The sequence below is a fragment of the Neorhizobium turbinariae genome, from assembly GCF_023223505.1.
Lineage (GTDB): Bacteria > Pseudomonadota > Alphaproteobacteria > Rhizobiales > Rhizobiaceae > Neorhizobium > Neorhizobium turbinariae.
Map to the genome: position 1 here is coordinate 1 of NZ_JALPRY010000015.1, position 26,374 is coordinate 26,374.

At 59.9% G+C, this 26,374-nt stretch carries 31 protein-coding genes and 2 tRNA genes; 20 read left to right on the plus strand and 13 right to left on the minus strand.

Annotation, left to right across the window (positions count from 1 at the left end):
• Positions 1-115 precede the first annotated feature (115 nt).
• Both M0654_RS13360 and gloA read right to left on the minus strand, forming a co-directional pair.
• Complete coding sequence (locus M0654_RS13360) at positions 116-562, minus strand: hypothetical protein (protein ID WP_248683561.1); 447 nt, start codon at positions 560-562, stop codon at positions 116-118.
• Positions 563-833: 271 nt separating this feature from the next.
• Positions 834-1,274: a lactoylglutathione lyase gene (gene gloA, locus M0654_RS13365; RefSeq protein WP_248683562.1), complete on the minus strand. Its 441-nt coding sequence runs from the start codon at positions 1,272-1,274 to the stop codon at positions 834-836.
• Positions 1,275-1,487: 213 nt separating this feature from the next.
• Here gloA and M0654_RS13370 point away from each other — a divergent pair, with 213 nt between their 5' ends.
• From M0654_RS13370 to M0654_RS13390, 5 genes are all read left to right on the plus strand, one after another.
• Positions 1,488-2,066 carry a cold-shock protein gene (locus tag M0654_RS13370; RefSeq protein ID WP_118849574.1) on the plus strand — a complete coding sequence of 193 codons (579 nt, stop codon included), beginning with the start codon at positions 1,488-1,490 and terminating at the stop codon, positions 2,064-2,066.
• Positions 2,066-2,548, plus strand: coding sequence for a DUF192 domain-containing protein (locus tag M0654_RS13375; RefSeq protein WP_248683563.1), 483 nt, complete (start codon positions 2,066-2,068; stop codon positions 2,546-2,548). Before M0654_RS13370 ends, M0654_RS13375 begins: the two co-directional genes overlap by 1 nt.
• 89 nt (positions 2,549-2,637) lie before the next feature.
• A tRNA-Pro gene (locus tag M0654_RS13380) sits at positions 2,638-2,714 on the plus strand.
• Positions 2,715-2,764: 50 nt separating this feature from the next.
• The gene (locus M0654_RS13385) at positions 2,765-3,070 is read left to right on the plus strand and encodes an ETC complex I subunit (RefSeq protein ID WP_248683564.1); all 306 of its coding nucleotides are present in this window, start codon (positions 2,765-2,767) and stop codon (positions 3,068-3,070) included.
• Between the two features lie 37 nt (positions 3,071-3,107).
• Positions 3,108-3,184, plus strand: a tRNA-Arg gene (locus M0654_RS13390).
• 53 nt (positions 3,185-3,237) lie between these two features.
• Here M0654_RS13390 and M0654_RS13395 read toward each other — a convergent pair.
• The 5 genes from M0654_RS13395 to M0654_RS13415 form a co-directional block, all read right to left on the minus strand.
• Positions 3,238-3,426: a hypothetical protein gene (locus M0654_RS13395; RefSeq protein WP_248683566.1), complete on the minus strand. Its 189-nt coding sequence runs from the start codon at positions 3,424-3,426 to the stop codon at positions 3,238-3,240.
• Between the two features lie 204 nt (positions 3,427-3,630).
• Positions 3,631-4,404: an amino acid ABC transporter ATP-binding protein gene (locus M0654_RS13400; protein ID WP_248683567.1), complete on the minus strand. Its 774-nt coding sequence runs from the start codon at positions 4,402-4,404 to the stop codon at positions 3,631-3,633.
• A 28-nt stretch (positions 4,405-4,432) separates the two neighbouring features.
• Positions 4,433-5,587, minus strand: a complete 1,155-nt coding sequence (locus M0654_RS13405; protein WP_118849579.1) for an amino acid ABC transporter permease — start codon at positions 5,585-5,587, stop codon at positions 4,433-4,435.
• A gap of 4 nt (positions 5,588-5,591) precedes the next feature.
• The gene (locus tag M0654_RS13410) at positions 5,592-6,788 is read right to left on the minus strand and encodes an amino acid ABC transporter permease (RefSeq protein WP_248683569.1); all 1,197 of its coding nucleotides are present in this window, start codon (positions 6,786-6,788) and stop codon (positions 5,592-5,594) included.
• A gap of 110 nt (positions 6,789-6,898) precedes the next feature.
• Positions 6,899-7,924: an amino acid ABC transporter substrate-binding protein gene (locus tag M0654_RS13415; RefSeq protein WP_248683570.1), complete on the minus strand. Its 1,026-nt coding sequence runs from the start codon at positions 7,922-7,924 to the stop codon at positions 6,899-6,901.
• Between the two features lie 346 nt (positions 7,925-8,270).
• Here M0654_RS13415 and M0654_RS13420 point away from each other — a divergent pair, with 346 nt between their 5' ends.
• On the plus strand, positions 8,271-9,461 hold the full coding sequence (locus M0654_RS13420; RefSeq protein WP_248683571.1) for a cystathionine beta-lyase: 1,191 nt from the start codon (positions 8,271-8,273) through the stop codon (positions 9,459-9,461).
• A gap of 1 nt (position 9,462) precedes the next feature.
• Here the strand turns inward: M0654_RS13420 and M0654_RS13425 are convergent, their stop codons facing one another.
• Both M0654_RS13425 and M0654_RS13430 read right to left on the minus strand, forming a co-directional pair.
• Complete coding sequence (locus tag M0654_RS13425) at positions 9,463-10,626, minus strand: FAD-dependent monooxygenase (RefSeq protein WP_248683573.1); 1,164 nt, start codon at positions 10,624-10,626, stop codon at positions 9,463-9,465.
• A gap of 12 nt (positions 10,627-10,638) precedes the next feature.
• A complete protein-coding gene (locus M0654_RS13430) occupies positions 10,639-10,884 on the minus strand; it encodes a zinc-finger domain-containing protein (RefSeq protein WP_118849584.1) in 246 nt (81 codons plus the stop codon).
• A 158-nt stretch (positions 10,885-11,042) separates the two neighbouring features.
• On the opposite strand from M0654_RS13430, the gene M0654_RS13435 reads away from it, so the two are divergent.
• The 9 genes from M0654_RS13435 to M0654_RS13475 all read left to right on the plus strand — a co-directional run bounded on the left by M0654_RS13435 (position 11,043) and on the right by M0654_RS13475 (position 18,897).
• The gene (locus M0654_RS13435) at positions 11,043-11,828 is read left to right on the plus strand and encodes an alpha/beta fold hydrolase (RefSeq protein WP_248683574.1); all 786 of its coding nucleotides are present in this window, start codon (positions 11,043-11,045) and stop codon (positions 11,826-11,828) included.
• Between the two features lie 126 nt (positions 11,829-11,954).
• Complete coding sequence (gene cysE, locus M0654_RS13440; protein WP_118849586.1) at positions 11,955-12,779, plus strand: serine O-acetyltransferase; 825 nt, start codon at positions 11,955-11,957, stop codon at positions 12,777-12,779.
• A 106-nt stretch (positions 12,780-12,885) separates the two neighbouring features.
• Positions 12,886-13,089 carry a DUF3126 family protein gene (locus M0654_RS13445; protein ID WP_118849587.1) on the plus strand — a complete coding sequence of 68 codons (204 nt, stop codon included), beginning with the start codon at positions 12,886-12,888 and terminating at the stop codon, positions 13,087-13,089.
• Between the two features lie 156 nt (positions 13,090-13,245).
• Positions 13,246-13,596 (plus strand): phasin family protein, encoded by a 351-nt coding sequence (locus M0654_RS13450; RefSeq protein WP_248683576.1) that lies wholly within the window; start codon positions 13,246-13,248, stop codon positions 13,594-13,596.
• A 248-nt stretch (positions 13,597-13,844) separates the two neighbouring features.
• Positions 13,845-14,195 carry an ATP-dependent Clp protease adapter ClpS gene (gene clpS, locus M0654_RS13455; protein WP_118849589.1) on the plus strand — a complete coding sequence of 117 codons (351 nt, stop codon included), beginning with the start codon at positions 13,845-13,847 and terminating at the stop codon, positions 14,193-14,195.
• Positions 14,196-14,205: 10 nt separating this feature from the next.
• Positions 14,206-16,731 carry an ATP-dependent Clp protease ATP-binding subunit ClpA gene (gene clpA, locus M0654_RS13460; protein WP_248683577.1) on the plus strand — a complete coding sequence of 842 codons (2,526 nt, stop codon included), beginning with the start codon at positions 14,206-14,208 and terminating at the stop codon, positions 16,729-16,731.
• Positions 16,732-16,816: 85 nt separating this feature from the next.
• Positions 16,817-17,569, plus strand: coding sequence for an AzlC family ABC transporter permease (locus M0654_RS13465; RefSeq protein ID WP_118849591.1), 753 nt, complete (start codon positions 16,817-16,819; stop codon positions 17,567-17,569).
• Positions 17,566-17,904, plus strand: a complete 339-nt coding sequence (locus tag M0654_RS13470) for an AzlD domain-containing protein (protein ID WP_248683578.1) — start codon at positions 17,566-17,568, stop codon at positions 17,902-17,904. The genes M0654_RS13465 and M0654_RS13470 overlap by 4 nt, the downstream gene beginning before the upstream one ends.
• 66 nt (positions 17,905-17,970) lie before the next feature.
• A complete protein-coding gene (locus M0654_RS13475) occupies positions 17,971-18,897 on the plus strand; it encodes a phosphatase PAP2 family protein (protein ID WP_248683579.1) in 927 nt (308 codons plus the stop codon).
• Here the strand turns inward: M0654_RS13475 and M0654_RS13480 are convergent.
• The 4 genes from M0654_RS13480 to M0654_RS13495 are packed head-to-tail and all read right to left on the minus strand — an operon-like array spanning position 18,885 to position 21,769.
• Positions 18,885-19,331, minus strand: a complete 447-nt coding sequence (locus M0654_RS13480; protein ID WP_248683580.1) for an HIT family protein — start codon at positions 19,329-19,331, stop codon at positions 18,885-18,887. The genes M0654_RS13475 and M0654_RS13480 overlap by 13 nt on opposite strands.
• Positions 19,332-19,369: 38 nt before the next feature.
• Positions 19,370-20,566 (minus strand): GNAT family N-acetyltransferase, encoded by a 1,197-nt coding sequence (locus M0654_RS13485; RefSeq protein WP_248683581.1) that lies wholly within the window; start codon positions 20,564-20,566, stop codon positions 19,370-19,372.
• Between the two features lie 7 nt (positions 20,567-20,573).
• Complete coding sequence (locus M0654_RS13490) at positions 20,574-21,302, minus strand: glycerophosphodiester phosphodiesterase (RefSeq protein WP_248683583.1); 729 nt, start codon at positions 21,300-21,302, stop codon at positions 20,574-20,576.
• The gene (locus M0654_RS13495) at positions 21,299-21,769 is read right to left on the minus strand and encodes a RidA family protein (protein ID WP_248683585.1); all 471 of its coding nucleotides are present in this window, start codon (positions 21,767-21,769) and stop codon (positions 21,299-21,301) included. Before M0654_RS13495 ends, M0654_RS13490 begins: the two co-directional genes overlap by 4 nt.
• A 108-nt stretch (positions 21,770-21,877) precedes the next feature.
• Here M0654_RS13495 and M0654_RS13500 point away from each other — a divergent pair, with 108 nt between their 5' ends.
• From M0654_RS13500 to pyrH, 5 genes are all read left to right on the plus strand, one after another.
• The gene (locus M0654_RS13500) at positions 21,878-22,726 is read left to right on the plus strand and encodes a cell envelope integrity EipB family protein (RefSeq protein ID WP_248683586.1); all 849 of its coding nucleotides are present in this window, start codon (positions 21,878-21,880) and stop codon (positions 22,724-22,726) included.
• Between the two features lie 50 nt (positions 22,727-22,776).
• Entirely contained in the window at positions 22,777-23,388 is a 612-nt protein-coding gene (locus M0654_RS13505; RefSeq protein WP_248683587.1) for a LysE family translocator, read from the plus strand.
• 171 nt (positions 23,389-23,559) lie between these two features.
• Positions 23,560-24,327, plus strand: coding sequence for a 30S ribosomal protein S2 (gene rpsB, locus M0654_RS13510; protein WP_117191361.1), 768 nt, complete (start codon positions 23,560-23,562; stop codon positions 24,325-24,327).
• A gap of 243 nt (positions 24,328-24,570) precedes the next feature.
• Positions 24,571-25,497 (plus strand): translation elongation factor Ts, encoded by a 927-nt coding sequence (gene tsf / locus M0654_RS13515; protein ID WP_118849597.1) that lies wholly within the window; start codon positions 24,571-24,573, stop codon positions 25,495-25,497.
• A gap of 135 nt (positions 25,498-25,632) precedes the next feature.
• Positions 25,633-26,355 carry a UMP kinase gene (pyrH, locus tag M0654_RS13520; protein ID WP_118849598.1) on the plus strand — a complete coding sequence of 241 codons (723 nt, stop codon included), beginning with the start codon at positions 25,633-25,635 and terminating at the stop codon, positions 26,353-26,355.
• Positions 26,356-26,374: the final 19 nt, after the last annotated feature.

The window sequence follows — 26,374 nt, forward strand, 5'->3', positions numbered from 1 at the left end:
TGTGGCGCCCTTATAGAGAGGCGATTTCTTTCCCGCAAGCACCAAAATCATCTTTCCTGCAAAAAAATCCGGAAGACCTTCGAAAGGCGCAAAGAACCCCGAAGATCCGGGCTTTTCAGCAGCTTAGCTCTGCCCCGGTTTGTGGATCAAGGCCACATGCGGTGGCGGGAACCGCTTGCGGCGCGCTGTAAACGCTCGCCGTCATGGCGTTGAAGTTCCGGCGTGGCAAGTTTGCCGGTACGGGCCCGGTGGCGGACGGATCGGTGGCCGCAGGAAGGGGTGGTGCGGCGGAGAAAATGGTACCGGTCCCGGCGCGCACGCCCGTGGGCTGCGTGGCAAGACCCGCCATGGGGTTCTGCACCGGTTGCTCAGGTGCCGGCGGGAAGGCATCTTGCGGTGTGGATGCCGAAGCGTCGCTCACTGCGGCCACCTGGGGCGATTCTTCAGGATTGGCAGGCGAGGGTCGGGCAACCGACACAGCGGTTCCGCCATTGGCGAGATCGCGCTTCAGGGCTTCAGGAATGGCGTTGCGCGGTGCGGCTGCCGGCGAATCTTCGGCCACCTTCTTCGTGGATGTGCATCCTGCAAGGGTGAGGAGCGAGAGCCCGGCTACCGCCAGAACAAGTCTGGCGCCTGGGATGGTGGAAGGCACTGAATGCAATTTTTGCCCCGTCAGTTCATGTCGCGCGCATCATGCCGCGAATCATGTCCGACAGCATCGGACCGGGGCTTCGCACGGACAAGCGCCCAATGTGTCAGGACGAGGGCGGCGACAGCCTGGAGTAAGCTTCGCCAAAGGGTGCGGCGGCCATGGGCGGCCGCCGCGACAGATCTTACCAGCTTCCGATATTCGGCGCGGACGCCCAGGGTTCGGCAACCGGCAGATTCTCGCCCTTCTGCAGGATCTCGATCGAAATGCCATCCGGCGAGCGCACAAAGGCCATGCGGCCTTCGCGCGGCGGGCGGTTGATGGTGATGCCGTTGTCCTGCAGGTGCTTGCAGAAGTCGTAGATGTTGTCGACTTCATAAGCGAGGTGGCCGAAGTTGCGGCCGCCGGTATAGTCCTCGGTATCCCAATTGTAAGTCAGCTCAAGGCAGGGCGCCTTGCTCGGGTCGCCCGATGCGATGTCTTCCGGTGCTGCAAGGAAGACCAGCGTGAACCGGCCCTTCTCGTTTTCGCTCCTGCGGATTTCCTTCAGGCCGAACAGCGTTGTGTAGAAATGAAGCGAGGCGTCCAGGTCCTTGACCCGCACCATGGTGTGTAGATAGCGCATTCTTATTCTCCCTGAGCGAAAACGCAGAAAAAAGTGCCGGATGGCGCTGCGAATATGTGTTCGCGCCAGCCTCGAGCAAGGCTTCCGGAATAGACGTCAAGGTGGATAAAGCCAAGGCAGGGTCTTGCGCTAGACGGTTACCGGGATGTTAATCTATCCTCTAAGAATCAGTTAATCGTCAGGTGTAACGCGTAATCGAGGGGCCGACAGGATATGGCAGACAGGATGTCGTCGAAGGGCGTTGCCACTTTCGAGGAACTCGCGGGCGAACCGGTCGAATTGATCGAGATTACCGGCGTCGTGAAGTGGTTCGACGTGGCGAAGGGCTTCGGATTCATCGTTCCTGACAACGGGATGCAGGATGTTCTCCTGCATGTGACCTGCCTTCGGCGCGACGGTTACCAGACCATCCTGGAAGGCACGCGCATCGTGGCCCTCATCCAGAAGCGGGACCGCGGTTACCAGGCATTCCGCATTCTTTCCATGGATCAGTCGACGGCCGTTCACCCGTCGCAGCTTCCGCCGGTGCGCACGCATGTCCAGGTGACGGCAACGAGCGGCCTGGAACGGGCACTGGTGAAGTGGTTCAACCGCACCAAGGGGTTTGGCTTTCTGACCCGCGGCGAGGGGACCGAGGACATCTTTGTTCATATGGAAACGTTGCGTCGCTTCGGCCTCACGGAACTTCGTCCGGGCCAGGTCGTTCTGGTACGCTTCGGGCCTGGCGATAAGGGCCTGATGGCAGCGGAAATCCATCCCGACAATCCAAACCCCGTGAGCCGGTCACACTGATGCGTTTGTCATATTCAGCAGTTCTCCAAAGCGCCCTTGTGGCGCTTTTTGTCTTTGTGGGTGCAGCATTCGCGGCCGCCCAGGACGTCACCTTTCCCCGCGAAGAGCTCGTGATCCAGACGAAGGCGGGCAAGACGCATAAGTTCACCGTCGAACTCGCGCTCACCGATGCTCAACGTCAGCAGGGGCTGATGTTCCGCAAGTCGATGGCGCCGGATCACGGCATGTTGTTCGATTTCGGTCTGCCCCGGCAGGTTGGCATGTGGATGGAGAACACGATTCTCCCACTCGACATGCTGTTCATCCAGGGTGATGGCACGATCTCCCACATTCGGGAAAACACCGTGCCGTATTCGCGCGATGTGATTGATTCGCGCGGAGCAGTGAAGTTTGTGCTGGAACTCAATGCGGGCACCGCCAAGCGTTTGGGCGTCAGTGTTGGCGACAAGGCTGTCTCCAAGCGCATCGGCAACAAGTGGTAATCCACTGCATCTTTTCAGTGGGATCAACATTGTTGGATTTGGGTATTGCGGCCCCGAAGGGAACCGTGTATCTCGCAACCAACGTAGGACGGAGTGTAGCGCAGTCTGGTAGCGCATCTGGTTTGGGACCAGAGGGTCGGGAGTTCGAATCTCTCCACTCCGACCACGCTTTCAGGTGGTGCAACGTTCTGCGTCAGCTGATGGAGCGTTTCAGGAATGCCTGCCAAGATCTTTCGTCCCGCCAAAACCGCCATGCAATCTGGCAAAGCCAAGACGCATCTGTGGGTTCTGGAATTCGACCAGGAAGGTCCCAAGCGCATCGACCCGATCCTGGGTTATACCTCTTCTGCAGACACGAAACAGCAAGTGCGCCTGACGTTTGAGACGCAGGAGAAGGCCGAAGCCTATGCCAAGCGTGAGGGCATCGAATACCGTGTGATCCCGCCGAAGCAGGCGAACCGTCAGGTGGTTTCTTATACCGACAATTTCCGCTTCAACCGCATCCAGCCCTGGACGCACTGAAGAATTGGTAGGCAGCGCCGCTCGCGCTGCCTTGAACGGCCCCTTAGCTCAACTGGATAGAGCAGCTGCCTTCTAAGCAGCAGGTCGTAGGTTCGAGTCCTACAGGGGTCGCCACACTGCCAGACCATCTTTCAACTATCAGGCCGACGTGCCCTACCTGGAGACGTCTAGGCGCGCGCCGTGTAGTTCTTCGCCAGTTCATCTGCGGCGACGCGATTGCCGCGCGCCTGCCGGATGATCTCGATGGCTGCCTCCTTGGGGAGGCTGTGCCTGTCGGCGAAGGCATCGACCTCACGCTCCTCATCCAGCGAGATCACCGTGCGATCGGTTCCATCCATTGCTTGAATGTCAGACATAGCTGCTCCTTTCTGTGCTCGTCTGTAACAGATCGAGGCACCCAGACGTTCCGTGGAAGTTACCCGGAGATGTTGGTATGTGGTTCTCGGGAGCAATGGCCGCCGGTGGAGCGGCAGGAAGGGTGCGTGCACACGCAGTGGAAATGCTTGCGGTGCGAAGCGCCACAAAAGGAGAGGGGCACCGCAGCGCCCCTTGTTGTCCACCTAGTGCAGGATCTGGCTGAGGAACAGCCGCGTGCGTTCATGTTGCGGATTGTCGAAGAACTCGGCAGGTGAGTTCTGCTCGACGATCTGACCCTGGTCCATGAAGATCACGCGATTGGCTACCTGGCGGGCAAAGCCCATTTCGTGGGTGACGCAGAGCATGGTCATGCCTTCTTCGGCAAGGCTCACCATGGTGTCGAGAACTTCCTTCACCATTTCCGGGTCCAGCGCCGAGGTCGGCTCGTCGAAGAGCATGATCTTCGGCTTCATGCAGAGCGAGCGGGCAATTGCGACGCGCTGCTGCTGGCCGCCGGACAACTGGCCGGGATATTTGTGGGCCTGTTCGGGGATCTTGACGCGCTTCAGGTAGTGCATCGCGATCTCTTCGGCTTCCTTCTTCGGCATCTTGCGCACCCAGATCGGCGCCAGCGTGCAGTTTTCAAGAATCGTCAGATGCGGGAACAGGTTGAAGTGCTGGAACACCATGCCGACTTCGCGGCGCACTTCATCGATCTTCTTCAGGTCGTTGGTCAGTTCGATGCCATCGACCACAATGCTCCCGGACTGGTGTTCTTCCAGCCGGTTGATGCAGCGGATCATCGTGGATTTTCCCGAGCCGGAAGGCCCGGCGATGACGATGCGCTCGCCCTTCATCACCTTGAGGTTGATGTCGCGCAGAACGTGGAAGTCGCCATACCACTTGTTCATGTTGGTGATTTCAACGGCGACGTCGGTTGCCGACACTGCCAGGTTCTTGGGTTGGGCTTCAGCCATGTGTTTCCCTTTTTGAATTGCGTGGCGGTCAGCGCTGATGAGCCGTGTCCAGATGCCGCTCCATGAAGGCGGAGTAGCGGGACATGCTGAAGCAGAACAGCCAGTAGATAAAGCCTGCAAAGATCAAGCCGGTGATCGGCGTCACGGGCGTGATCCAGGTCGTATCGATGAAGTTGAGCCGGATGATGTTGAGCAGGTCGAACATCCCGATGATGGAGACGAGCGAGGTATCCTTGAACAGCCCGATGAAGGTGTTGACGATACCCGGGATGACCAGCTTGATCGCCTGCGGCAGGATGATCAGCCGCATCTTCTGCCAATAGCTGAGGCCGAGTGATTCCGCACCTTCCGACTGTCCCTTCGGGATCGCCTGCAGGCCGCCGCGGATAACCTCGGCCATATAGGCGGAAGCGAAAAGCGCAACGGCGACAAGCGCACGCAGGAAGTTGTCGATCGTCCAGCCGGTCGGCAGGAAGAGCGGCAACATCACATTCGCCATGAACAAGACCGTGATGAGCGGCACGCCGCGGATCACCTCGATGAAGGTGACGCAAAGCGTCTTGATCACCGGCATCTTGGACCGGCGTCCGAGCGCCAGCAGCGTTCCGAGAGGGAACGAGACCGCAATCCCGACGAAGGACAGGATGAGCGTCACCATCAGGCCGCCCCAGAGCGGGGTCTCGACGACCCGCAGCCCAAATCCGCCATGCAGCAGGAAAAAGGCGACGATCGGGAAGACGATGAACAGCAGCAGGGCGTTGAGGCCCTTGCGCGGCACCTTGGGGATGAGGAGCGGCGTCAGCAGCGCGATGAACATGATCGTCACGAGAATCGGACGCCAGCGTTCATCGAGCGGGTATCGACCGAACATGAACTGCACGAAGCGGTCCTGCACGAACGCCCAGCAGGCGCCCTTCCAGCCATCCGGCTGGATGCCGCCCTGAACCAGGGTGGAGCAGACGGATCGGTCGGAGCCGAGCCAGCTTGCCTGGAAGAACAGCCAGTTTGCCGCCGGCGGCACGATCATCACCAGGATGGCGATCGCGAGCACCGTCAGGACAATGTCCTTCGGCGTCGCCAGCAGGTTCTTGTGCACCCATCCGAAGAGGTTGCCGCTTGCCGTCGGTGCAGGTTTTGCGTCCAGCATTTCTCTGCGGACAAAGGAGACAGAGGTGTCAGCCATGGTCTTACCTCTCCACCAGTGCCATTCGGGCGTTGAACCAGTTCATGAACAGCGAAGTCGCGATGCTGATCGTCAGGTAGACGATGAGCCAGATCGAGATGATCTCGACGGCCTGGCCAGTCTGGTTCATCGTCGTGCCGCCCGTTGAAACAAGCTCCGGGAAGCCGATGGCAACGCCGAGCGACGAGTTCTTCGTGAGGTTCAGATACTGGCTGGTCAGCGGGGGAATGATGATGCGCATCGCCTGCGGAACCACAACCAGACGCGTGGTCGTGGAAGGTTGCAGGCCGAGCGCGAAAGCCGCTTCCGACTGGCCCTTCGCCACGCCGCGGATACCGGCGCGGATGATTTCGGCGATAAACGAGGCGGTGTAGAAGGAGAGGGCGAGATAAAGCGCCACGAATTCCGGCGCGATGACCGAACCGCCCGACAGGTTGAAGCGGCCAGCGACCGGGAAGTCGAAGGTCAGCGGGGCGCCGGCGGCCAGGAAGGCAAGAACCGGAATGCCGACGATGAGACCGGTCGACACCCAGATCGTGTGGAACTGCTCGCCGGTGCGCATCTGGCGACGCTTCGCCCAGGATGCGACGACGACGGACACCACAATACCGATCAGCAGTGCGATCGGGATCACCCAGGCCGTTTCACCCCAGACGGGCTTCGGAAAGGCGAGGCCGCGGTTGTTCAAGAACATGCCGAGCGGCAGTTCCACGGAATCGCGCACCTGCGGGAGCGAGGACAGGACGCCGGAATACCAGAAGAAGATGACGAGCAGCGGCGGGATATTACGGAAAACTTCGACGTAAACCGTGCAAAGCTTGGCGATCAGCCAGTTCTTCGAAAGCCGTCCGATGCCGATAATGAAGCCGATGATGGTGGCGGTGATGATGCCGGTAACGGCGATCAGCAGCGTGTTGAGCAGGCCGACAAGAATGGCCCGGCCATAGGTCGAATCGCTTGAGTAGGAGATCATCGCAAAGCCGATATCGAAACCGGAGCGGCCGGACAGGAAGCCGTAGCCGGAGGCGATATTGGCGCGTGCAAGGTTGGTAGCGACGTTGTTGCTGATAGACCAGACCGCAAGAACAACAATTACTGCCGTCAGAATCTGGAAGAAGATGCTGCGCACCCTCGGGTCGTAGATCGGCGAGACTTTCGAATCCCCCCGATGAGATGACACACGTATGGCGTGATCTGTCATGCTGCCTTTTCCCCGCTGGCCTTGATGGCCCATGCTTTTGCTTTTTTTATTTTTGTTTTTATTCGTGGTTGCGGGGCGACAAGGCCGCCCCGCACTGCATTTCTTTTAGATCAACGGATCGGCGGTGCGTACTGCAGACCGCCCTTGGTCCACAAGGCATTGAGGCCGCGCTGGATCTTCAGCGGCGTGTTGGCGCCGATGTTGCGCTCGAAGACTTCGCCATAGTTCCCAACACCCTTGATGATGTTGTAGGCCCAGTCGTTGGTGAGGCCGAGGTCGGTACCGACCTTGGTGTCCTGCTCAACGCCGAGGAAGCGACGAACGTCCGGGTTCGTCGAAGAGCCCTTGATTTCGTCTACGTTAGCCTGGGTGATGCCCATTTCTTCGGCCTGAACGAGCGCGTAACCGGTCCAGGTCACGATGTCGAACCACTTGTCATCGCCCTGGCGAACGGCCGGAGCCAGCGGCTCCTTGGAGATGATTTCCGGCAGAACGACGTGGTCATCCGGGTTCGAGACAGCGAGGCGGATCGAATACAGGCCCGACTGGTCGGTGGTGTAAACGTCGCAACGGCCAGCCTGGTATGCAGCGTTGACTTCTTCGAGCTTCTCGAAAACGACCGGCTTGTATTCGAGGTTGTTGGCGCGGAAGTAGTCAGCGAGGTTGAGCTCGGTCGTGGTGCCGGACTGGACGCAGACGGCAGCGCCGGACAGTTCGAGAGCGGACTTCACGTTGAGGCTCTTGGGCACCATGAAGCCCTGGCCGTCGTAGTAGTTGACGTAACGGAAGTTGAAGCCGAGCGCGGTGTCGCGGCCGATGCTCCAGGTGGTGTTACGTGCCAGCAGGTCGACTTCGCCAGACTGAAGGGCCGTGAAGCGGCTCTGTGCAGTGGTGGGCGTGTACTTCACCTTGTCCGGGTCGCCGAAAACGGCGGCAGCAACAGCGCGGCAGTAATCAACGTCGAAGCCCTTCCAGTTGCCGGAAGCGTCAGGCTGAGCGAAGCCCGCAAGACCGGTGTTGACGCCGCACTGGATAAAGCCCTTCGCCTTCACATCTTCAAGCGTGCCGGCAGAAGCTGCCGAGGCGATGCCAAATACCGCTGCGCCAATCGCGGTAGACAAAAGCGTCTTTTTCATTTTCCCAACCTTATATGTATATTGATGACACCGAGCCGCCCCCAGTTTGTTTCCGTTACGGCCGGTTCCCGCTGGCCCTCCCGGCGCGGGTACTCACTATCACAGTCGTAAAACTACGCATGGTCAAGTGTCGCCTTTCCGAATTGCGTCAGAAATGAGGTAAATTCGTTAATCACGGTGAGAAGTTGAGCATGTGCTCGCTTGCTGGGCAAGTGATGCCGAAAAGTCCGGCTGTTGAACCGAAGTATTGAGGTTGGAACCACCATCCGAAAGCCATGGGTTGACCGAGGCTTGTTCGGGCGGCAAGACTTCGGCCCTCATCTGTCACGGGGAAGCAATCTACCACATGAAAAAGACACAAGACCCGCTGCTTGCAGAAGCAGGAACGAACACGCGCCTTGCCCATATCGGCCACGACCCATCGGGATACCACGGCTTCGTGAACCCGCCGGTCGTTCATGCATCGACCGTTCTCTTCCCGAACTCTTCCACGATGGAAAAGCGGTCGCAGAAATACACCTACGGCACGCGCGCAACCCCCACGACAGATGCACTATGCCAGGCATTCGATGAGCTTGAAGGATCGGCCGGCACGATTCTCGTGCCGTCGGGACTGGCGGCCATTTCGGTGCCGTTCCTCGCCTATCTCTCGTCAGGCGATCACGCCCTGATCGTTGATTCCGTTTATGCGCCGTGCCGCCATTTCTGCAACACGATGCTGACGCGGCTTGGTGTCGAGATTGAATATTATGATCCCGAGATCGGTGCCGGAATCGAAGCGCTGATCAAGCCGAACACACGCCTGATCCATACCGAAGCGCCCGGTTCGAACACGATGGAAATGCAGGATATTCCTGCCATCACCGAGGTCGCGCACCGGCACGACATCATTGTCACCATGGACAACACCTGGGCGACGCCGCTTTTCTTCAAGCCGCTGGATTTCGGCGTCGACGTCTCCATTCACGCGACGACAAAATACCCGTCCGGCCATTCGGACATCGTCATGGGTTCTGTTTCCGCCAATGCCAAGCACTGGCCGAAGCTCGAAGAGGCTCGCATCACGCTTGGCATCTGCGGGGCGCCGGATGATTCCTACATGATCCTGCGTGGCCTGCGCACCATGGGCGTACGCCTCGAACACCACCAGAAGAGCGCGCTCGACATCGCAACCTGGCTCGAGACCCGCGACGATGTGGCTCGCGTGCTCCATCCGGCGCTGCCAAGCTTCCCAGGCCATGCCATCTGGAAGCGCGACTTCAAGGGTGCCAGCGGCGTTTTCTCCTTCGTTTTGAAGGCGGATGCAGAGAAGGCGAAAGCCAAGGCGCATGCCTTCCTGGATGCGCTGTCCTTCTTCGGCCTGGGCTACTCTTGGGGTGGCTATGAAAGTTTGGCGGTTCCGGTCAATCTGTCCGATCGGACCATCCGCACCGCTCCGACCGATGGCGCGCTCATCCGCCTGCAGATCGGCCTGGAGGATGTTGCCGACCTCAAGAAGGACCTGGAGATCGGCTTCGCCGCGGCGGCCGCCGTTTGATTCACTCAGCGTCGAAGCCGTAAAGCCAGTCAAAGTCCGCCGCGAGCGATTGCGGCAGGCGCATGGACAAGACAAGGTCGCGTGCAAGGCGCACCGGCCCACGGGCGTGGTAGGCAAAGCGGTTGAACTGGCCGCGGGCCTTCACCTTAGCGACCCTCGGTTTTCGTGAGTTTTCGTACTGGACGAGAGCCTGGGGAATATCTGGCGCGTTCATCACGCGATTGCTGAGGACATAGGCATCCTCGATGGCCATGGACGAGCCCTGGGCGGCAAACGGCATCATGGCGTGGGCCGCGTCACCAATCAGAACCGTGTCCTTGCCGTTGTGCCATCTCCCTGGACCGACGGCGTAAAGCGGCCAGAAACCCGGCTTCTCGATCGTCTTCAAAAGGTCGGCGATCTGCCGATCCCAGTGTCGGAACTGCGCAACCAACATGTCCCGCTGGGGCTCGGAGGCGCTCGCATCCCAGGTGTGGCCGGGACTGATGCCGGACGCGATCGCCACGATGTTGATGCTGTCCATCTCGCAGAGCGGATAAGCCACCAGATGTGTCGATGGCCCGAGGAACGCCGTCACCTGATTGCGCGGGAGCCATGACGGAGCTGTTTCCGAAGGGATGGTGAACCGCCAGGCGACATTGTGAGAGAAGTCCGGATCCGGCCCCTGCGGAACGGAGGCTCGCACATTCGACCACACGCCATCAGCGCCCACGATCAGCGGGTAGGACGTGCCTGTCACCGTCTGGAGACTTTCGGTGGCACTGCCGCGAACTGGCGTGCCGAGACGGATTGTGCAGAGAGGGTTGCGTTCGACCGCTGACAGCAAAATTTTCTGGAGCGTCGCGCGGTGAAGGACGCCATATGGCGCGCCCCAGCGTTCGCGGGCATGGCGCCCTGCCGGCACATGCGCGATGGGGCGCAGCGATGTGCCCGAGACCAGCGAAATCCGATCAGGCTCCGTCCAGACGGCTTCAAGTTCAGGCAGAACACCAAGTTTGCCGAGAACCCGGGCGGCGTTGGGCGAGACCTGCAGCCCGGCGCCCACTTCGATCAATTCGCCTGCTTCTTCGAAGATGTCGCAGCGAACACCCTTGGAGGCAAACGAAAGTGCGGCCGTCAGGCCCGCAATACCGGCGCCGACGACCGCGATGTTCTCGAGATGCATTGGAGGTGCCGGTCAGGCAGCCTTGACGTTGAAGACGCAGCCCGGCGGAATCGTCTGGTCAGCCTTCAGCGAAGGATTGTAGCGATAGAGAGTCGAGCAATAGGAGCAGATCTTCTCGTTGTCGTCGCCCATGTCGATAAAGATGTGTGGATGATCGAAGGGAACGGTAGCTCCCGTGCACATGAATTCCTTCACTCCGATCTCGATCAGGCGATGTCCGCCGTCATTTTGAAAGTGAGGAATGCTGTGACCGGCCATGATGCTCTCCGCAATTTGAAAGGCTTCTGATTTGCGGCGGACATTACCCCTGCGGCTTCCAAAAGTGTAGTGGGAAAACTATAGCAACAATGCGCTTGGCTCCTTATGGCCTGCGCCATCGTCTCCGTAATGTAGCTCACCAGAAGGATGCGCTTCACATGAACCTGAACGCCCCTGCCTTTTCCGTCTTCCAGCATGATGGTCTCGATCTCGCCTATTTCGACGAGGGCGACCCATCTGGCGAGCCAGTTCTGCTAATCCACGGGTTTGCTTCGAGCGCGACGGTGAACTGGGTCCATCCAGGTTGGCTGAAGACGCTGGGAGATGCCGGTTATCGGGTAATTGCGATCGACAACCGCGGCCATGGCGCCAGCGGCAAACCAAAAGATGCGGAAGCCTATCGCCCCTGGGTCATGGCAGAGGATGCGATCGCTCTGCTCGATCACTTGCGCATCCCGGAAGCGAGCCTGTTTGGTTATTCGATGGGCGCAAGGATTTCCGTGTTTGCGGCCCTGGCGCACCCGGACCGGGTTCGCTCGCTGGTGCTCGGCGGCCTTGGCATCGGCATGACCGATGGCGTCGGCGACTGGGATCCGATCGCGGATGCGCTTCTCGCGCCGTCGCTGGATGACGTGAGCCACGCGCGCGGGCGCATGTTCCGGGCTTTTGCCGACCAGACGAAGAGCGACAAGGTGGCCCTGGCTGCATGTATTCGAGGATCGCGCGACCTCGTCAGCCGCTCCGACATGGGCAAGATCGACGCGCCGACCCTGATCGGCGTCGGCACCAAGGATGACATCGCCGGGTCGGCACAGGAACTGGCCGCCTTGATGCCGAATGCCAGGGCACTCGACATCCCCGGGCGCGACCACATGCTGGCGGTTGGCGACAAGGTATTCAAGCAGGCAGTTCTGGAGTTTTATGCCGGTCTGGGCCGACAGTAACGAACAGACCGGCGCATCCTCAACATTTCTTTATCATCACGATCAACGGAATGCGTTTTCGCATCCGTTGGTGTACATGTGATTCCGTTCTATATATTGCCGCTAAGGCAAACCGAGGAGACGGCTATGGCCGCACGTACCGAGATCCGCAGCAAGGGTACCGTTCCGACGGTCGATCCGATCTGGGACACGCTTCGCGAAGAGGCAATGACAGCCGCGGCAAGTGACCCGCTTCTGGCTGCATTCCTGTATTCGACGGTGCTGAACCACCGCTCGCTGGAAGACTGTGTTGTGCACCGCATCTGTGAGCGCCTCGATCATCCGGACCTGCAGGCGATCCTACTGCGGCAGACCTTCATGGAGATGCTGGATGACTGGCCGGAGTGGGGCTCCATTCTTCGCGTCGACATTCAGGCTATCTACGACCGTGACCCGGCCTGCCTGCGCTTCCTCGAGCCGGTGCTCTACTTCAAGGGCTTCCACGCCATCCAGACACACCGGCTGGCGCACTGGCTGTTCAACCGTGGACGCCGCGACTTTGCGCTTTACCTGCAGAGCCGCTCGTCGAGTGTCTTCCAGACCGACATCAACCCCGCCGCACGTGTCGGCAAGGGCATTTTCCTTGATCACGCAACGGGCCTGGTGGTCGGCGAAACCGCCGTCATCGGCGACAACGTCTCGATCCTCCATGGTGTGACATTGGGTGGAACCGGCAAGGAAGGCGCTGACCGCCACCCGAAGATCGGCAATGGCGTGCTGATTGGCGCTGGCGCCAAGATTCTCGGCAACATCGAAGTCGGTTCATGCTCGCGCGTGGCCGCCGGATCCGTGGTGCTGAAGCCGGTGCCGCCGAAGTCGACAGTCGCTGGTGTGCCTGCTAAGGTCGTCGGTGAGGCAGGTTGCTCGGAACCATCGCGCCTGATGGACCAGATTCTCGGCGCCGAAATCTGACGGCAGGGTGCGGCATAAAGGGCGGGAGGTTTAGCCTTTAGCGGCTTTACTTTCGCCTTTCTCCCATGCCACAAGCGCGCCACTTGAACCGCTGACGGAGAAAATCGTGAAACCTGACGAAATCAAGAAGCTGGACGCTTATTTCAAGCGCGTGCTGAACCCGCAGGTCGTTGTCAAGGCGCGTCCGCGCAAGGACGATTCGGCTGAAGTCTATCTTGGCGAAGAATTCCTCGGCGTTGTTTATCTCGACGATGAAGACGGCGATCGCTCCTACAATTTCTCGATGGCGATCCTCGACGTCGACCTCTGAGACGATCGTATCGTGATCGATCTGAACGGGCCTTCGGGCCCGTTTCGCGTTTTGGAAATGCGTTCCCGCAAGCGCATCTCGCAGCGCACAAGTCGCCTTGACATTCCGCCCGATGAGCCATTCTATGAGCAGGTGCGAATGAACAGGGGTCACGCTATGTTCAATTTCGATGAAGCCAGCAGGCAGAGCAAGGTTGCGATGGACGGGATGCTGAAAAGCTATTCCGAAGTGGCGAGCGGCTTCCAGGCGATCGCCACGGAAGCAGGAGATTTTTACAAGAAGGCTTTCCAGGACCTGTCCAGCTACGTGGAAGCCTGGGCTTGCGTTCGCAGCGTCGAAGCAGCCTACGATCTGCAGGCCAGCTTCGCGAAGTCTTCCTGTGATGATTACATTGCCCGGGCGACGAGGATCAGCGACATCTATGCCGATCTCGCCAAGGCAGCCTATCGACCTTTCGAAGCGCCGGTGCTCAAGCCGCCCGCTGTCGTGGAGCCGCAAGCGGCTTGAGATCTGCCCCCTGAGGGAGGATGCTTGCGACGCGAAGGTCGGTTGTGTTTGACGCTGCCGGCCTTTTTGATTCCGAGCGCTCGTTGCGTGGGAATCATGGGCGGCGGTGCGGCCCGAATAGTGATTGCGTAGCAGCGAGGGGGGCTTAAAATCCGTCTCGAATGAACTAAGTTAGGGTAACTGAAGTTCGTGCGACGGCATCCGGCAATCAAGGCCTCTGCCGATCGGACGATGGGGAATGAATGAACATGATCGCACGGCCGATCTTAATGCAGAATGAGAAGGGCGGTGACGGGAACGCTAATCGCGGGACCTCGGTCATCACCCGAACCAAACCTAAGACCAAGAAGCCAAATCTTTATCGCGTACTTCTGCTGAATGACGATTACACGCCGATGGAGTTCGTCATCCACATTCTGGAGCGTTTTTTCCAGAAAGACCGCGAGGCTGCCACGCGTATCATGCTCCACGTTCACAATCACGGCGTGGGGGAATGCGGAATATACACATATGAAGTAGCGGAAACCAAGGTTTCCCAAGTCATGGACTTTGCTCGGCAACACCAGCATCCGCTGCAATGTGTTATGGAAAAGAAGTGAGGAACCCGACGTGCCAACATTTTCGCCTAGCTTAGAAAAGGCGCTGCATCAGGCACTGACCTTTGCCAACGAGCGGCATCACGAATATGCCACGCTCGAGCACCTGCTGTTGGCGTTGATCGACGACGCAGATGCAGCGGCGGTCATGGGCGCTTGTAACGTCAATTTGGAAACACTGCGCAAGACGGTTGCTGACTATGTCGACAATGAACTTGCCAACCTCGTCACCGGCTACGACGAAGATTCGAAGCCGACTTCCGGCTTCCAGCGCGTCATCCAGCGCGCTGTGATCCACGTCCAGTCTTCGGGTCGCGAGGAAGTGACCGGTGCGAACGTTCTCGTGGCGATCTTCGCCGAACGGGAAAGCCATGCTGCGTTCTTCCTGCAGGAGCAGGAAATGACGCGCTACGACGCGGTCAACTACATCTCGCACGGTATCGGCAAGCGCCCGGGCGCCTCCCAGCCCCGCACACCGCGCGGTGTCGATGAAGCCGATGCGGATGCAAAGCCGTCCGCCCGCGACCAGGACGAGTCGTCCGCCAAGAAGCCGCAGGACGCCCTGAAGGCCTACTGCGTCAACCTGAACGAAAAGGCGAGGGAAGGCCGTATCGATCCGCTGATCGGTCGCCATTCCGAAGTCAATCGCACGATCCAGGTGCTGTGCCGCCGTTCCAAGAACAACCCGCTTTACGTGGGTGACCCAGGGGTCGGCAAGACAGCGATCGCCGAAGGACTCGCCAAGCGGATCATCGAAGGCAAGGTGCCGGAAGCACTCGCCGACGCGACCATCTTCTCGCTCGACATGGGCACGCTGCTTGCTGGCACGCGCTACCGCGGTGACTTCGAGGAGCGCTTGAAGCAGGTCGTCAAGGAACTCGAGGAATATCCGGGTGCCGTCCTCTTCATCGACGAAATCCACACCGTGATCGGTGCTGGTGCCACGTCGGGAGGTGCGATGGATGCTTCAAACCTCCTGAAGCCGGCGCTGTCTTCCGGCGCAATCCGTTGCATCGGTTCGACCACCTATAAGGAGTATCGCCAGTTCTTCGAAAAGGACCGGGCCCTGGTTCGCCGCTTCCAGAAGATCGACGTCAATGAACCGTCGATCGACGACGCTGTCGAGATCATGAAGGGCCTGAAGCCCTATTTCGAGGACTACCACAAGCTCCGTTACACTAACGACGCAATCAAGGCAGCCGTTGAACTCTCGGCCCGCTACATCTCCGACCGCAAGCTGCCGGACAAGGCGATCGACGTGATCGACGAGACCGGGGCGGCGCAGATGCTGTTGCCCGCTTCCAAGCGGCGCAAGCTGATCACCGAGAAGGAGATCGAGGCGACGATCGCAACGATGGCACGGATCCCCGCGAAGACGGTGTCCAAGGATGACGAGATGGTTCTCGCCAACCTGGACAAGGAACTTCGTTCGGTAGTCTACGGCCAGGATGCCGCGATCGAGGCTCTGTCGACTGCGATCAAGCTGGCACGTGCCGGCCTTCGCGAGCCGAACAAGCCGATCGGTTCCTATGTCTTCTCCGGCCCGACGGGCGTCGGCAAGACTGAAGTTGCAAAGCAGCTTGCGGCGTCGCTCGGCGTTGAACTGCTGCGGTTCGACATGTCGGAATACATGGAGCGCCACACCGTTTCGAGACTGCTTGGGGCACCTCCGGGCTACGTCGGGTTTGACCAGGGCGGTCTGCTGACCGACCAGGTGGACCAGCATCCGCACAGCGTCGTCCTGCTCGATGAAATCGAGAAGGCGCATCCGGATATCTACAATATCCTGCTGCAGGTCATGGACCACGGCTCGCTGACGGATCACAACGGCAAGAAGATCGACTTCCGCAACGTCATCCTGATCATGACGACCAATGCGGGTGCGTCTGAAATGGCCAAGGCCGCCATCGGCTTCGGTTCGTCGAAGCGCACCGGTGAGGACGAAGAGGCGCTCAACCGCCTGTTCACGCCGGAGTTCCGCAACCGCCTGGATGCGACGATCCCGTTTGCGCCGCTGCCGACGGAAGTCATCCATCAGGTTGTCCAGAAATTCGTCATGCAGCTTGAGACGCAGCTCTCGGAACGCAACGTCACCTTCGACCTGCACCAGGATGCAATCGCCTGGCTCGCGGAACGCGGTTACGACGAGAAGATGGGTGCACGCCCGCTCTCGCGCGTCATCCAGGAGCACATCAAGAAGCCGCTTGCCAACGAGATCCTGTTCGGTGCGCTCCGCAAGGGCGGCGTCGTTCGGGTGACGGTCGGCAAGGACGAAAACGGCAAGGACAAGTTGCTGCTGGATTCGATTCCCGAAGCCGTGCCTGTGAAGCCGAAGCCGGAAGCTGAGGTGGAAGAGGCGGCTGAGGAAGCCGGTACCAAGACTACCAAGGCCAAGGCGAGAAAGTCTGGCTCGAAAGGCAAGGACGGGGGCACCAAGGCGCAAGCCGCCGCGGACGCCGACGTTCTGACCGACGAAGCACCTGCAAAGCCTTCGTCGCGGAAGGGCGGCACTGTGCCGCGTGTGCCGAAGAGCCGATAGGTTTTCATCATCAGAGACTTGCGATGCCGGGCTTGTCCCGGCATCGTCGTATCAACACGAGGCTGATTCCGAACACGCGTGGCCGATGCAAGAGATTGACGACAATAGCGGCCGCGCGTCCTCGTGGTTCTTCGCCGGGATGCGGGGCATCCTGTCTCTGCCCGCCTTGATCCTCATGACATCCTATATCGGCTTCAGTGCCTTTGCGCTGGAAGCCGGTTTGACCCGCTGGCAGGCGGTTTTCATGACCCTGTCGATCTGGGCGCTGCCGGCGCAGATGATCCTGGTCGGCTCGATGCTGAGCGGCGCACATATCGCGGCGTCCTTCCTCGCCGTCACACTCTCATCGATCCGGATGATGCCGATGGTGGCATCCATCATGCCGGAGATGCGCACCAGCCGCACACCGGTCTGGCTTTTGCTGTTCGTGTCGCATTTCATCGCCATTACCTCCTGGGTCTTCGCACTCCAGAACTTGAGGAAGGTGCCGAAAGAGCATCGGCTGGCGTATTTCTCCGGATTCTGCGTGACGCTGACCCTGACGAACTCGGTTCTGGTTGGCATCGGTTACGGGCTCGTCTCGAGCTTCCCGCCCATCATCGCCGGCGCCCTGTTCATGCTGACACCCGTCTACTTCCTGTCTTCGATATGGCGAAGCGCCCAGCAGACCGTCGTACGGATTGCCTTCATCATCGGCGTCGTGATGGGACCGGTCATGGCCTATCTCGCTCCGGGCTTCGACCTTCTGTACGCCGGCATCGGGGGCGGTACGGTCGCCTATCTCATTGACCGCAGACGCCGCAGGAGCTTGGCACATCCCGCGGGAGGCGCGGCGTGATCGACGGTTGGTGGACCTATGTGGTGATCATCGTCGCCGGGTTTGTCGCGACAGATTTTTGGCGGTGGCTCGGCGTGCTGTTCGGCAATCGCCTGCGCGAGGATTCCGAAGCGCTCTACTGGGTAAAGGCGGTTGCGACGGCGCTTGTCATGGCGGTGACGGCCAAGCTCATTGTCTTTCCCACCGGGACACTTGCGGCCTCGCCACTCTGGCTGCGGCTCGCCGCCGCTGGCATCGGCTTTGCCGTGTTTCTCACTACGGGCCGCAGGATCGCGGTTGGCGTGCTTGTGCCGATCGCGATCCTCGTGATCGGCCTGTGGTGGATCGGCTTCTAACGTGTTCATCACATCCTAAGCTTTCGCCTGTAGCGATCGTTGCTGGTATTGGATGTGGGGCGGGGGATGCTTAATCCAGTAGAGCGGCTGATCGCCTGCACGATCCTGCTGGTCGCCGTTGTTGATATCGCTTTCGTGGTAATAAAAGACGTTGCCGTCGATATCGAAGGCTACGCGGCAGCAACGCTGATCGGGCTTTTTCTGCTGCTTTCGGGCCAGCTTTATCGCCGGTTCCGTCCAGCATTGCGCGTCTCAACCGCCTTGTGCGGATCCGGCCTGTTCATTCTGTTTTCCCTGGTCGGCTCCACGCTGAACTACACGTTCTTACCCACCGTCAACCAGTCGATCGACCCATTCCTCATGCGCTTCGACGCCATGCTCGGCTACGACTGGCCTTTGGTTGTCACCTTCGCCGCGCAGCATTCATGGATCGGCTACACGCTGTTTCTCGTCTATGCGACGTCGCTGCCGCAGCTCCTGCTGCTGGTGTGCTGGTACGGCTTCAGCGGTGATGACCGAAGGCTGCACCATTTCCTGCTGACCGGCATGGTCGGAGCGCTTGCTTCCGTCATCTTCTGGTTCTTTTTCCCGACATTCGGTGCGAAATCCTACAACACGCTTCCGCAATGGGTGATGGAGACGATCCCCCTTGCCGTTGATCCGGCCTATGGGCGGGAACTGCTGCGGCTGGCGGCGGAAGGGGTGAGCTACCTCTCACCCAAGAATGTCCTGGGCCTGATCGCCTTTCCATCCTTCCACATCGTGATGGCGTGCATGTCACTGGCCTTCGCACCACGGCTGATGCCGGTCCGGATTCTGTTCTACGTTGTGAACGTCCTGATGTTTCCGGCTGTCCTGGTGCAGGGCGGGCACTTCCTCGTCGACATCGCAGGTGGTGTTATCATGTTCCTGCTGGCCTGGCTGGTTGCGCGCGCGCTCCTGTCGAGGCTGAGCCCAGAGCGCGCGCCGTCGACGACGCTTCAGGTCGCCTGAACTTGCTCAGCCAATGCCTCGATCAGCTTCCGTGCGTGGGCAGCCAGCACTTCATTGTCTTCCATCTGACCGGAATGCGGGCGAAGGGCGACGCCTTCGTAACGCGGAACGATGTGGAAATGCAGGTGGAACACGGTCTGCCCGGCAGGCGCCTCGTTGAACTGCATGATGGTGACGCCGTCAGCGTCGAAGGCTTCCTTTGCGACCTTGGCAAGCCGCTGCACCACCGGCATCAGCTTTGACAGGACAGCCGGATCCGCATCGAGCACATTGCGCGACGGCGCCTTCGGTATCACCAGGAGGTGACCTGGCGACTGCGGCATGACGTCCATGAAGGCAAGGGTGTCATCATCTTCATAGACGCGGTGGGAGGGAATTTCGCCGCGCAGGATTTTGCCGAAGATGTTGTTGGCGTCGTAGGTCTGGTTGCTCATGATCTTGTCTCCCTCATGCGGTGTCGCGGCGTTGGCTCTCAATCCTGTTCCTGCTGGCGCTCCCCCTTGCGAAAGGGGCTGTGCTCCTGCAGGTACTCGTTCATGTATTCCACTTCCTGGCGCTCGCGCTCAAGATAGTCGGCGACGGCGCGGCGCAGGCCAGGATGGGCGATGTAATGCATCGAATGTGTTGTCACCGGTAGGTAACCGCGCGCCAGCTTGTGTTCGCCCTGCGCACCGGCTTCGACACGCTGCAGGCCTTTGGCAAGCGCAAAATCGATCGCCTGGTGGTAACACACCTCAAAATGCAGGAAGGGGCGGTCTTCGATGCAGCCCCAATGGCGACCGTATAGCGCATCGCCACCGATGAAATTGATGGCTCCAGCGATGTAACGGCCGTCGCGCCTGGCCATGACGAGCAGGATGTCGTCGGCCATGCGCTCGCCGATGAGCGAGTAGAACTGCCGGGTCAGGTAGGGCCGGCCCCACTTGCGCCCGCCAGTGTCCATGTAGAATTCGTAGAACTGGTCCCAGATGGCTTCCGTAAGGTCTTTGCCGGTGAGCCAGTCGATCGCGATGCCGTTCTCAAGCGCGGCGCGCCGTTCCTTCTTCAGCGCCTTTCGCTTTCGGGATGCCAGCGTCTCCAGGAAGGCCTCATGATCGGCATATCCCTGGTTCAGGAAGTGAAACTGCTTGTCCGTGCGGTGCAGGTATTCCGCTTCTTCGAAGGCTGCCAGCTGGTCTTCCGCCACGAAGGTGACGTGGGCTGAGGACACACCGAGTTGTCGTGTCACTTCCTGGAGACCTGCCGCGAGCGTCAGTTCCGTTGATGGCTTGTCGTGGCCTGCGGAGACAAGGAGGCGAGGGCCGGTTGCCGGCGTGAAAGGCACCGAGCATTGAAGCTTTGGATAATAGCGACCACCGGCGCGCTCGAAGGCGTCCGCCCAGCCATGGTCGAAAACATATTCCCCCTGGCTGTGGTTCTTGAGATAACCGGGCACTGCACCGATCAAGTCGCCCTTGTCATCCTCCAGCAGGAGGTGATGCCCCAGCCATCCGGTCTTTGCTGTTGCAGACCCGGATTCTTCCAGCGCCGACAGAAAAGCATGAGATATGAACGGATTATAGGGTGTCCCGTCCGTTGCATTCCTGGATGCGCCGGAAAGGCGCGACCAGCTCTGGGAACTGATCGCGCTCAGCGACTGCTCGACACGGATTGTCAGTTTACCGGTCATTCGTCCCTTATTGGGCATCCATTTCACGCGGGTCGAAACCCTCGAAGGTCATTTGGTCCGCATGAAGATAGCTTTGAGCCCGTCCGTTTCCATTACTGACTGTCCAGGTAATCACCGGGACGCCGGATCCGCGCTGCGCGGTGATGAAGCTGTTTGGTAAATGCGGCCAATGGTAGGAGATGAAATCGACCCCGAGTTGCATTGCCTCGTCGTGCTTGAAGAGGTCTTCCGGCTTGTCGCCTTCCGCAGTAAGCCCGACCGGCCAGGGGGAACCGGCCATTTTCAGGTCCCTCAGGATATGGTGGTCGAAGCTCATCAGGGCGACCTTGCCCTTGTATCCTTCCAGCGCTTCGAGCACGGCTTCGGCAAAACCGTCGTCGTCGCCTGCGGTGCGGCCCTTGACCTCGATGACCAGCGGAACGCGACCGTCCACGAGCTGGAGCATCTGCTTCAGCGTCGGGACCTTGTCCTTCGTGCCGCCAACGGCGAGCATGCCAAGCTCGGCGGAAGTCTTCTCACGCAGATCACCCTTGATGCCGCACAGACGCTGGAGGTCGTCATCGTGGAAGACCACCGGCACGCTGTCGGCCGCAAGCTGCACGTCACATTCGATCGCAAAGCCCGCTTCCGCGGCACGCGCAAAGGCGGACAGGGTGTTTTCCCAAACCAGCTTGTTCGTGTCGTGGTAGCCGCGGTGGGCGATCGGCGTTTCCTTGATCCAGCTTGTATCGGTCATGCCGTGATCTCGATAATGGCTTCGATTTCAACCGATGCGTTGAGCGGCAGCGCGGCCATGCCGACGGCGGCACGTGCATGCTTGCCGGCCTCGCCGAGGACGTTGGCGATCAGGTTCGAGGCGCCGTTGGTAACTACATGCTGTTCGACGAAGTCCGGAGCGGACGCGATGAAGCTCGAAAGCTTCACCACCTGCTTCACGCGTCCAAGATCACCGCCCAGAGCTGCCTTGGCCTGGGCAAGGATGTTGATCGCGCAGAGTTCTGCCGCGCGGGTTGCCGTCGCGACATCGACATCGCGTCCCACCAGACCGGTGACGGCAACCTTCCCGTTTTCGTTCGGCAACTGGCCGGAAATGAACAGAAGATTGCCGGTGATCACGTAGGGAAGGTAGTTGGCGGCAGGCGCAGCTGCAATGGGCAGGGTGATCCCCAATTCCTTCAGGCGCGCTTCGATTACTTCGGCCACATCAGACTCCGTTTTGTTGTAAAAAATCCAAAAATCCTGCATCAAGGCCTTAGCTTGGCCAGATGCAGTTCTTATTACACCTGGGCTGAGTCCAACAGGAGAATGTGAATGTTGCGCAAGAGCCTCGTGGCGCTCCTTTTCGGCGGGTCGAGCCTGGTCGTTGCTACTTCAAGCGAGGCGACTGTCGAGAGCGGGGCTCGGGCACTGGTGCCACATCGCGCCATTTACGATCTCAAGCTGAAGGATGCATCGGAGCGTTCCGGCATCGAAGGCATGGTCGGGCGCATGGTCTACGAGTTCACGGGCTCCGCCTGCACTGGGTTCTCGACCAACTTCCGCCTTGTAACCAAGATCAGCACCGGCGAGGAGACGCGTCTCAGCGACCAGCAGACGACGACCTACGAGGATCTGACTGCCGGCCAGTTCCACTTCGAGACAAAGTCTTTCACGGACGAGCAACTGGACAAGCAGCTGGTAGGCGACGCCAAGGCAGCCGAGAACGGTGTCAAGGTGGAGCTGACGCAGCCGGATGGCCGCGAGATCGAACTGCCGATGAGCGACTTCCCGACCGGCCACATGCTGGACGTTATCGAAAACGCCAAGCAGGGGAAGAACTTCTTTGAAGCGCGCGTCTTTGATGGATCCGAAAATGGCGACCAGGCGCTTGTGACGACGACGGTCATCGGCAAGAAGCAGGAGCCGGCGAAGGACGATGCGGACGCCGAGAAGGCAGGTGAGTTCGCCGCGGAGCCTTACTGGCCGGTGACCATCGCTTACTTCAACGAGAGCGCGGTGGGGGACCCGACGCCGGTCTACAACATGTCGTTCAAGCTTTATGAGAACGGCATCACCCGCGACCTTACCATGGACTACGGCGACTTTTCGCTGTCCGGCAACCTGGTGAAGCTGGAAACGCTGAAGCCGGAGGAAGACACATGTCCCGCTCCGTCTAAGTAGGCGCGGGCGCAACAAGCATTTTTCGTATCTCGCACCTCCGGGAGGGGACAATGAGCATCGAATTCCTGCTGACATCTCTTTTCATCATCGCCTCGCCGGGAACTGGCGCGCTTTACACGATCGCCGCGGGGCTGACGCGTGGCGGGCGGGCGAGCCTCATTGCTGCCTTCGGCTGCACGCTCGGGATCATCCCGCATATGGCGGCCGCGATTACGGGTTTGGCGGCGATCCTGCACACCAGTGCGCTCGCCTTCGACATAAGCAAGTATCTTGGCGTCGCCTACCTTCTCTACATGGCCTGGAACACCTTGCGGGAGAAGGGCGCGTTGAGCGTGGACGAGGGGAACGTGCCGAAGTCGGCACGGCAGGTAATTGTCACCAGCATCCTGATCAACCTCCTCAATCCGAAGCTGTCGATCTTCTTCTTTGCCTTCCTGCCGCAGTTCGTTCCGTCGCAGGATCCGGGTGCGTTCCTCAAGATGCTGACTCTGAGTGCGGTCTTCATGGCAATGACCTTCATCGTCTTTGCGATATACGGATGCTTTGCCGCTGTCATGCGCGACCAGGTAATCAGCCGTCCACGCGTGCTCGCCTGGATGCGGCGCAGCTTCGCGGCAGCCTTCGTCGGGCTTGGCGCCAAGCTCGCACTGACAGAGAGGTGATTTCTCGCCTTTGCCGCTTGCTTTTCCGGCCTAACAGCTATATGGCCACCACCATTCCACACGTAAGGCATGGGATCGGTCGGGAGAAATCCGAACGGTTCCGCCCGGTGGCGTCCTCGAAGAGGATGCTGGTCGCCTTGCGGAGGTTCAACCGGAAAAGGAGAAAAAGGCATGGCATTGCCTGATTTCAGCATGCGCCAGCTTCTGGAAGCTGGTGTTCACTTCGGCCACCAGACCCATCGCTGGAACCCGAAGATGAAGCCGTACATCTTCGGCGATCGTAACAACATCCACATCATCGACCTGGCTCAGACCGTTCCGATGCTGTCGCGCGCCCTTCAGGTCGTGTCCGACACCGTTGCTCGCGGCGGCCGCGTTCTGTTCGTTGGTACCAAGCGCCAGGCTTCTGAACTGATCGCCGACTCGGCGAAGCGTTCGGCCCAGTACTACGTCAACTCCCGCTGGCTCGGCGGCATGATGACCAACTGGAAGACCATTTCTAACTCGATCCAGCGTCTGCGCAAGCTCGACGAGATCCTCGGTTCGGAGCAGTCCGGCTACTCCAAGAAGGAGCGCCTGAACCTCGAGCGCGAACGCGAAAAGCTTGAAAAGGCTCTTGGCGGTATCCGCGACATGGGCGGCACGCCGGACCTGATGTTCATCATCGACACGAATAAGGAAAAGATCGCTATCGATGAAGCCAAGCGCCTGGGTATCCCGGTCGTTGCCATCATCGACTCGAACTGCGATCCGGACCTCATCGACTACCCGATCCCGGGTAACGACGACGCTTCGCGCGCCATCGCTCTCTATACCGACCTGATCGCTCGCGCTGCCATCGACGGCATCGCTCGCCAGCAGGGCGCTTCGGGCCGTGACCTCGGCGCTTCCGCTGAAGCTCCGATCGAGCCGGCTCTCGAAGGCGAAGCAGAAGCTTAAGGCCGTCCGGGCGGCTCATCCGCTCGGCTCCGTGATTACGACAGAGGCCAGAGATACCGTTATCCCTGGCCTTCGTCATTTGAAGCGACCGTCACCGCAGGCCATTGAGGCCCGTCGTAGAGACAGTCGCGACCGTGATGTCTAGCATCACGCCGTCATACATCCGGGTACATTCGTCCCAAAACCTCGAGTCTGCCGACGTTCTTCCGGCGACACGCAATCGAAACGATAAGAGGCACGAAAATGGCTGAAATCACCGCTGCACTTGTTAAGGAACTGCGCGAAAAGTCTGGCGCTGGCATGATGGACTGCAAGAAGGCGCTTGCTGAAAACAATGGCGACATCGAAGCAGCCATCGACTGGCTGCGCGCCAAGGGCATCGCAAAGGCCGACAAGAAGTCTGGCCGTACCGCTGCAGAAGGCCTGATCGGCGTTGCCAGCAACGGCACCAAGGCCGTTGTTGTTGAAATCAACTCCGAAACCGACTTCGTTGCCCGTAACGACGCATTCCAGAGCATGGTTCGCGGCGTAGCCGACGTTGCTCTTGGCACCGATGGCTCGGTTGACGCCGTCAGCGCTGCTACCTACCCGGCAACCGGCAAGTCCGTTACCGACACCATAAAGGACGCAGTTGCCACCATCGGCGAAAACATGAACCTGCGTCGTTCGGCTGCTCTTGAAGTCGAAGACGGTGTTGTTGCCACCTACATCCACAACGCTGCTGCTGACCGTCTCGGCAAGCTCGGTGTTTTGGTTGCCCTCAAGTCCACCGGCAACAAGGACGCTCTGAACGCCATCGGTCGCCAGATCGCCATGCACATCGCTGCAACCAACCCGCTCGCCATCCGCGCCGAAGAAGTCGACGCAGCAGTTGCCGAGCGCGAGCGCAACGTGTTCATCGAGCAGTCGCGCGCTTCCGGCAAGCCGGACGCCATCATCGAAAAGATGGTTGAAGGCCGCATGCGCAAGTTCTTCGAAGAAGTTGCACTTCTCTCGCAGGCTTTCGTCATCAACCCGGACCAGACCGTTGGCGATGCCGTCAAGGCTGCTGAAAAGGAAGTTGGCGCGCCGATCGAAATCACCGGCATGGCCCGCCTGCTGCTCGGCGAAGGCGTTGAAAAGGAAGAGTCCGACTTCGCTGCTGAAGTCGCGGCTGTTGCCAAGGGCTGATCGCCCTCAGTTGGCCTGAGTTATTCAGCATCCAAATCTGCGAAATAGAAAAGGGCACCGGTGACAAGCCGGTGCCCTTCGTGTATCCGCAAACGCGTTTGACCTTGCCCAGGCAGTTTTCCCAAGGAGTAGCCGATGTCGTCCAAGCCAATCTACAAGCGTGTCTTGCTCAAGGCTTCCGGCGAGGCGCTCATGGGCAGCCAGGGCTTCGGCATCGACGTGAATGTTGCCGATCGGATCGCCTCTGATATCGCCGAGGCTCGCGCCATGGGCGTGGACGTTGGCGTGGTTGTCGGCGGCGGCAACATCTTCCGCGGTGTCGCAGTCGCCTCGAAGGGCGGCGATCGCGTGACGGGCGACCACATGGGCATGCTCGGTACGGTGATTAACGCACTGGCGCTTGCGACCTCGCTGCGCAAGCAGAACATCGACACGGTTGTCTTGTCGGCGATCTCCATGCCCGAGATTTGCGAAAGCTTCTCGCAGCGCCAGGCACTGCATCACCTCGCACAGGGTCGCGTTGTGATCTTCGCGGGCGGCACCGGCAACCCGTTCTTCACGACCGACTCGGCTGCGGCGCTGCGTGCAGCCGAAATCGGTGCCGAGGCAATCCTGAAGGGTACCCAGGTCGACGGCATCTACACCGCCGACCCGAAGAAGGATCCAACCGCGACTCGGTTCGAGACGCTGACGCATGGCGAAGTCCTGGAAAAGGGTCTCGCCGTCATGGACGTCGCGGCCGTGGCACTGGCGCGCGAAAACGCGATCCCGATCATCGTCTTCTCGATCCACGAGAAGGGCGGCTTCGCGCAAATCTTGACCGGCGGCGGTCGCAAGACCATCGTAGCTGACGATTGAACGGCAGCGTTGAACGCTG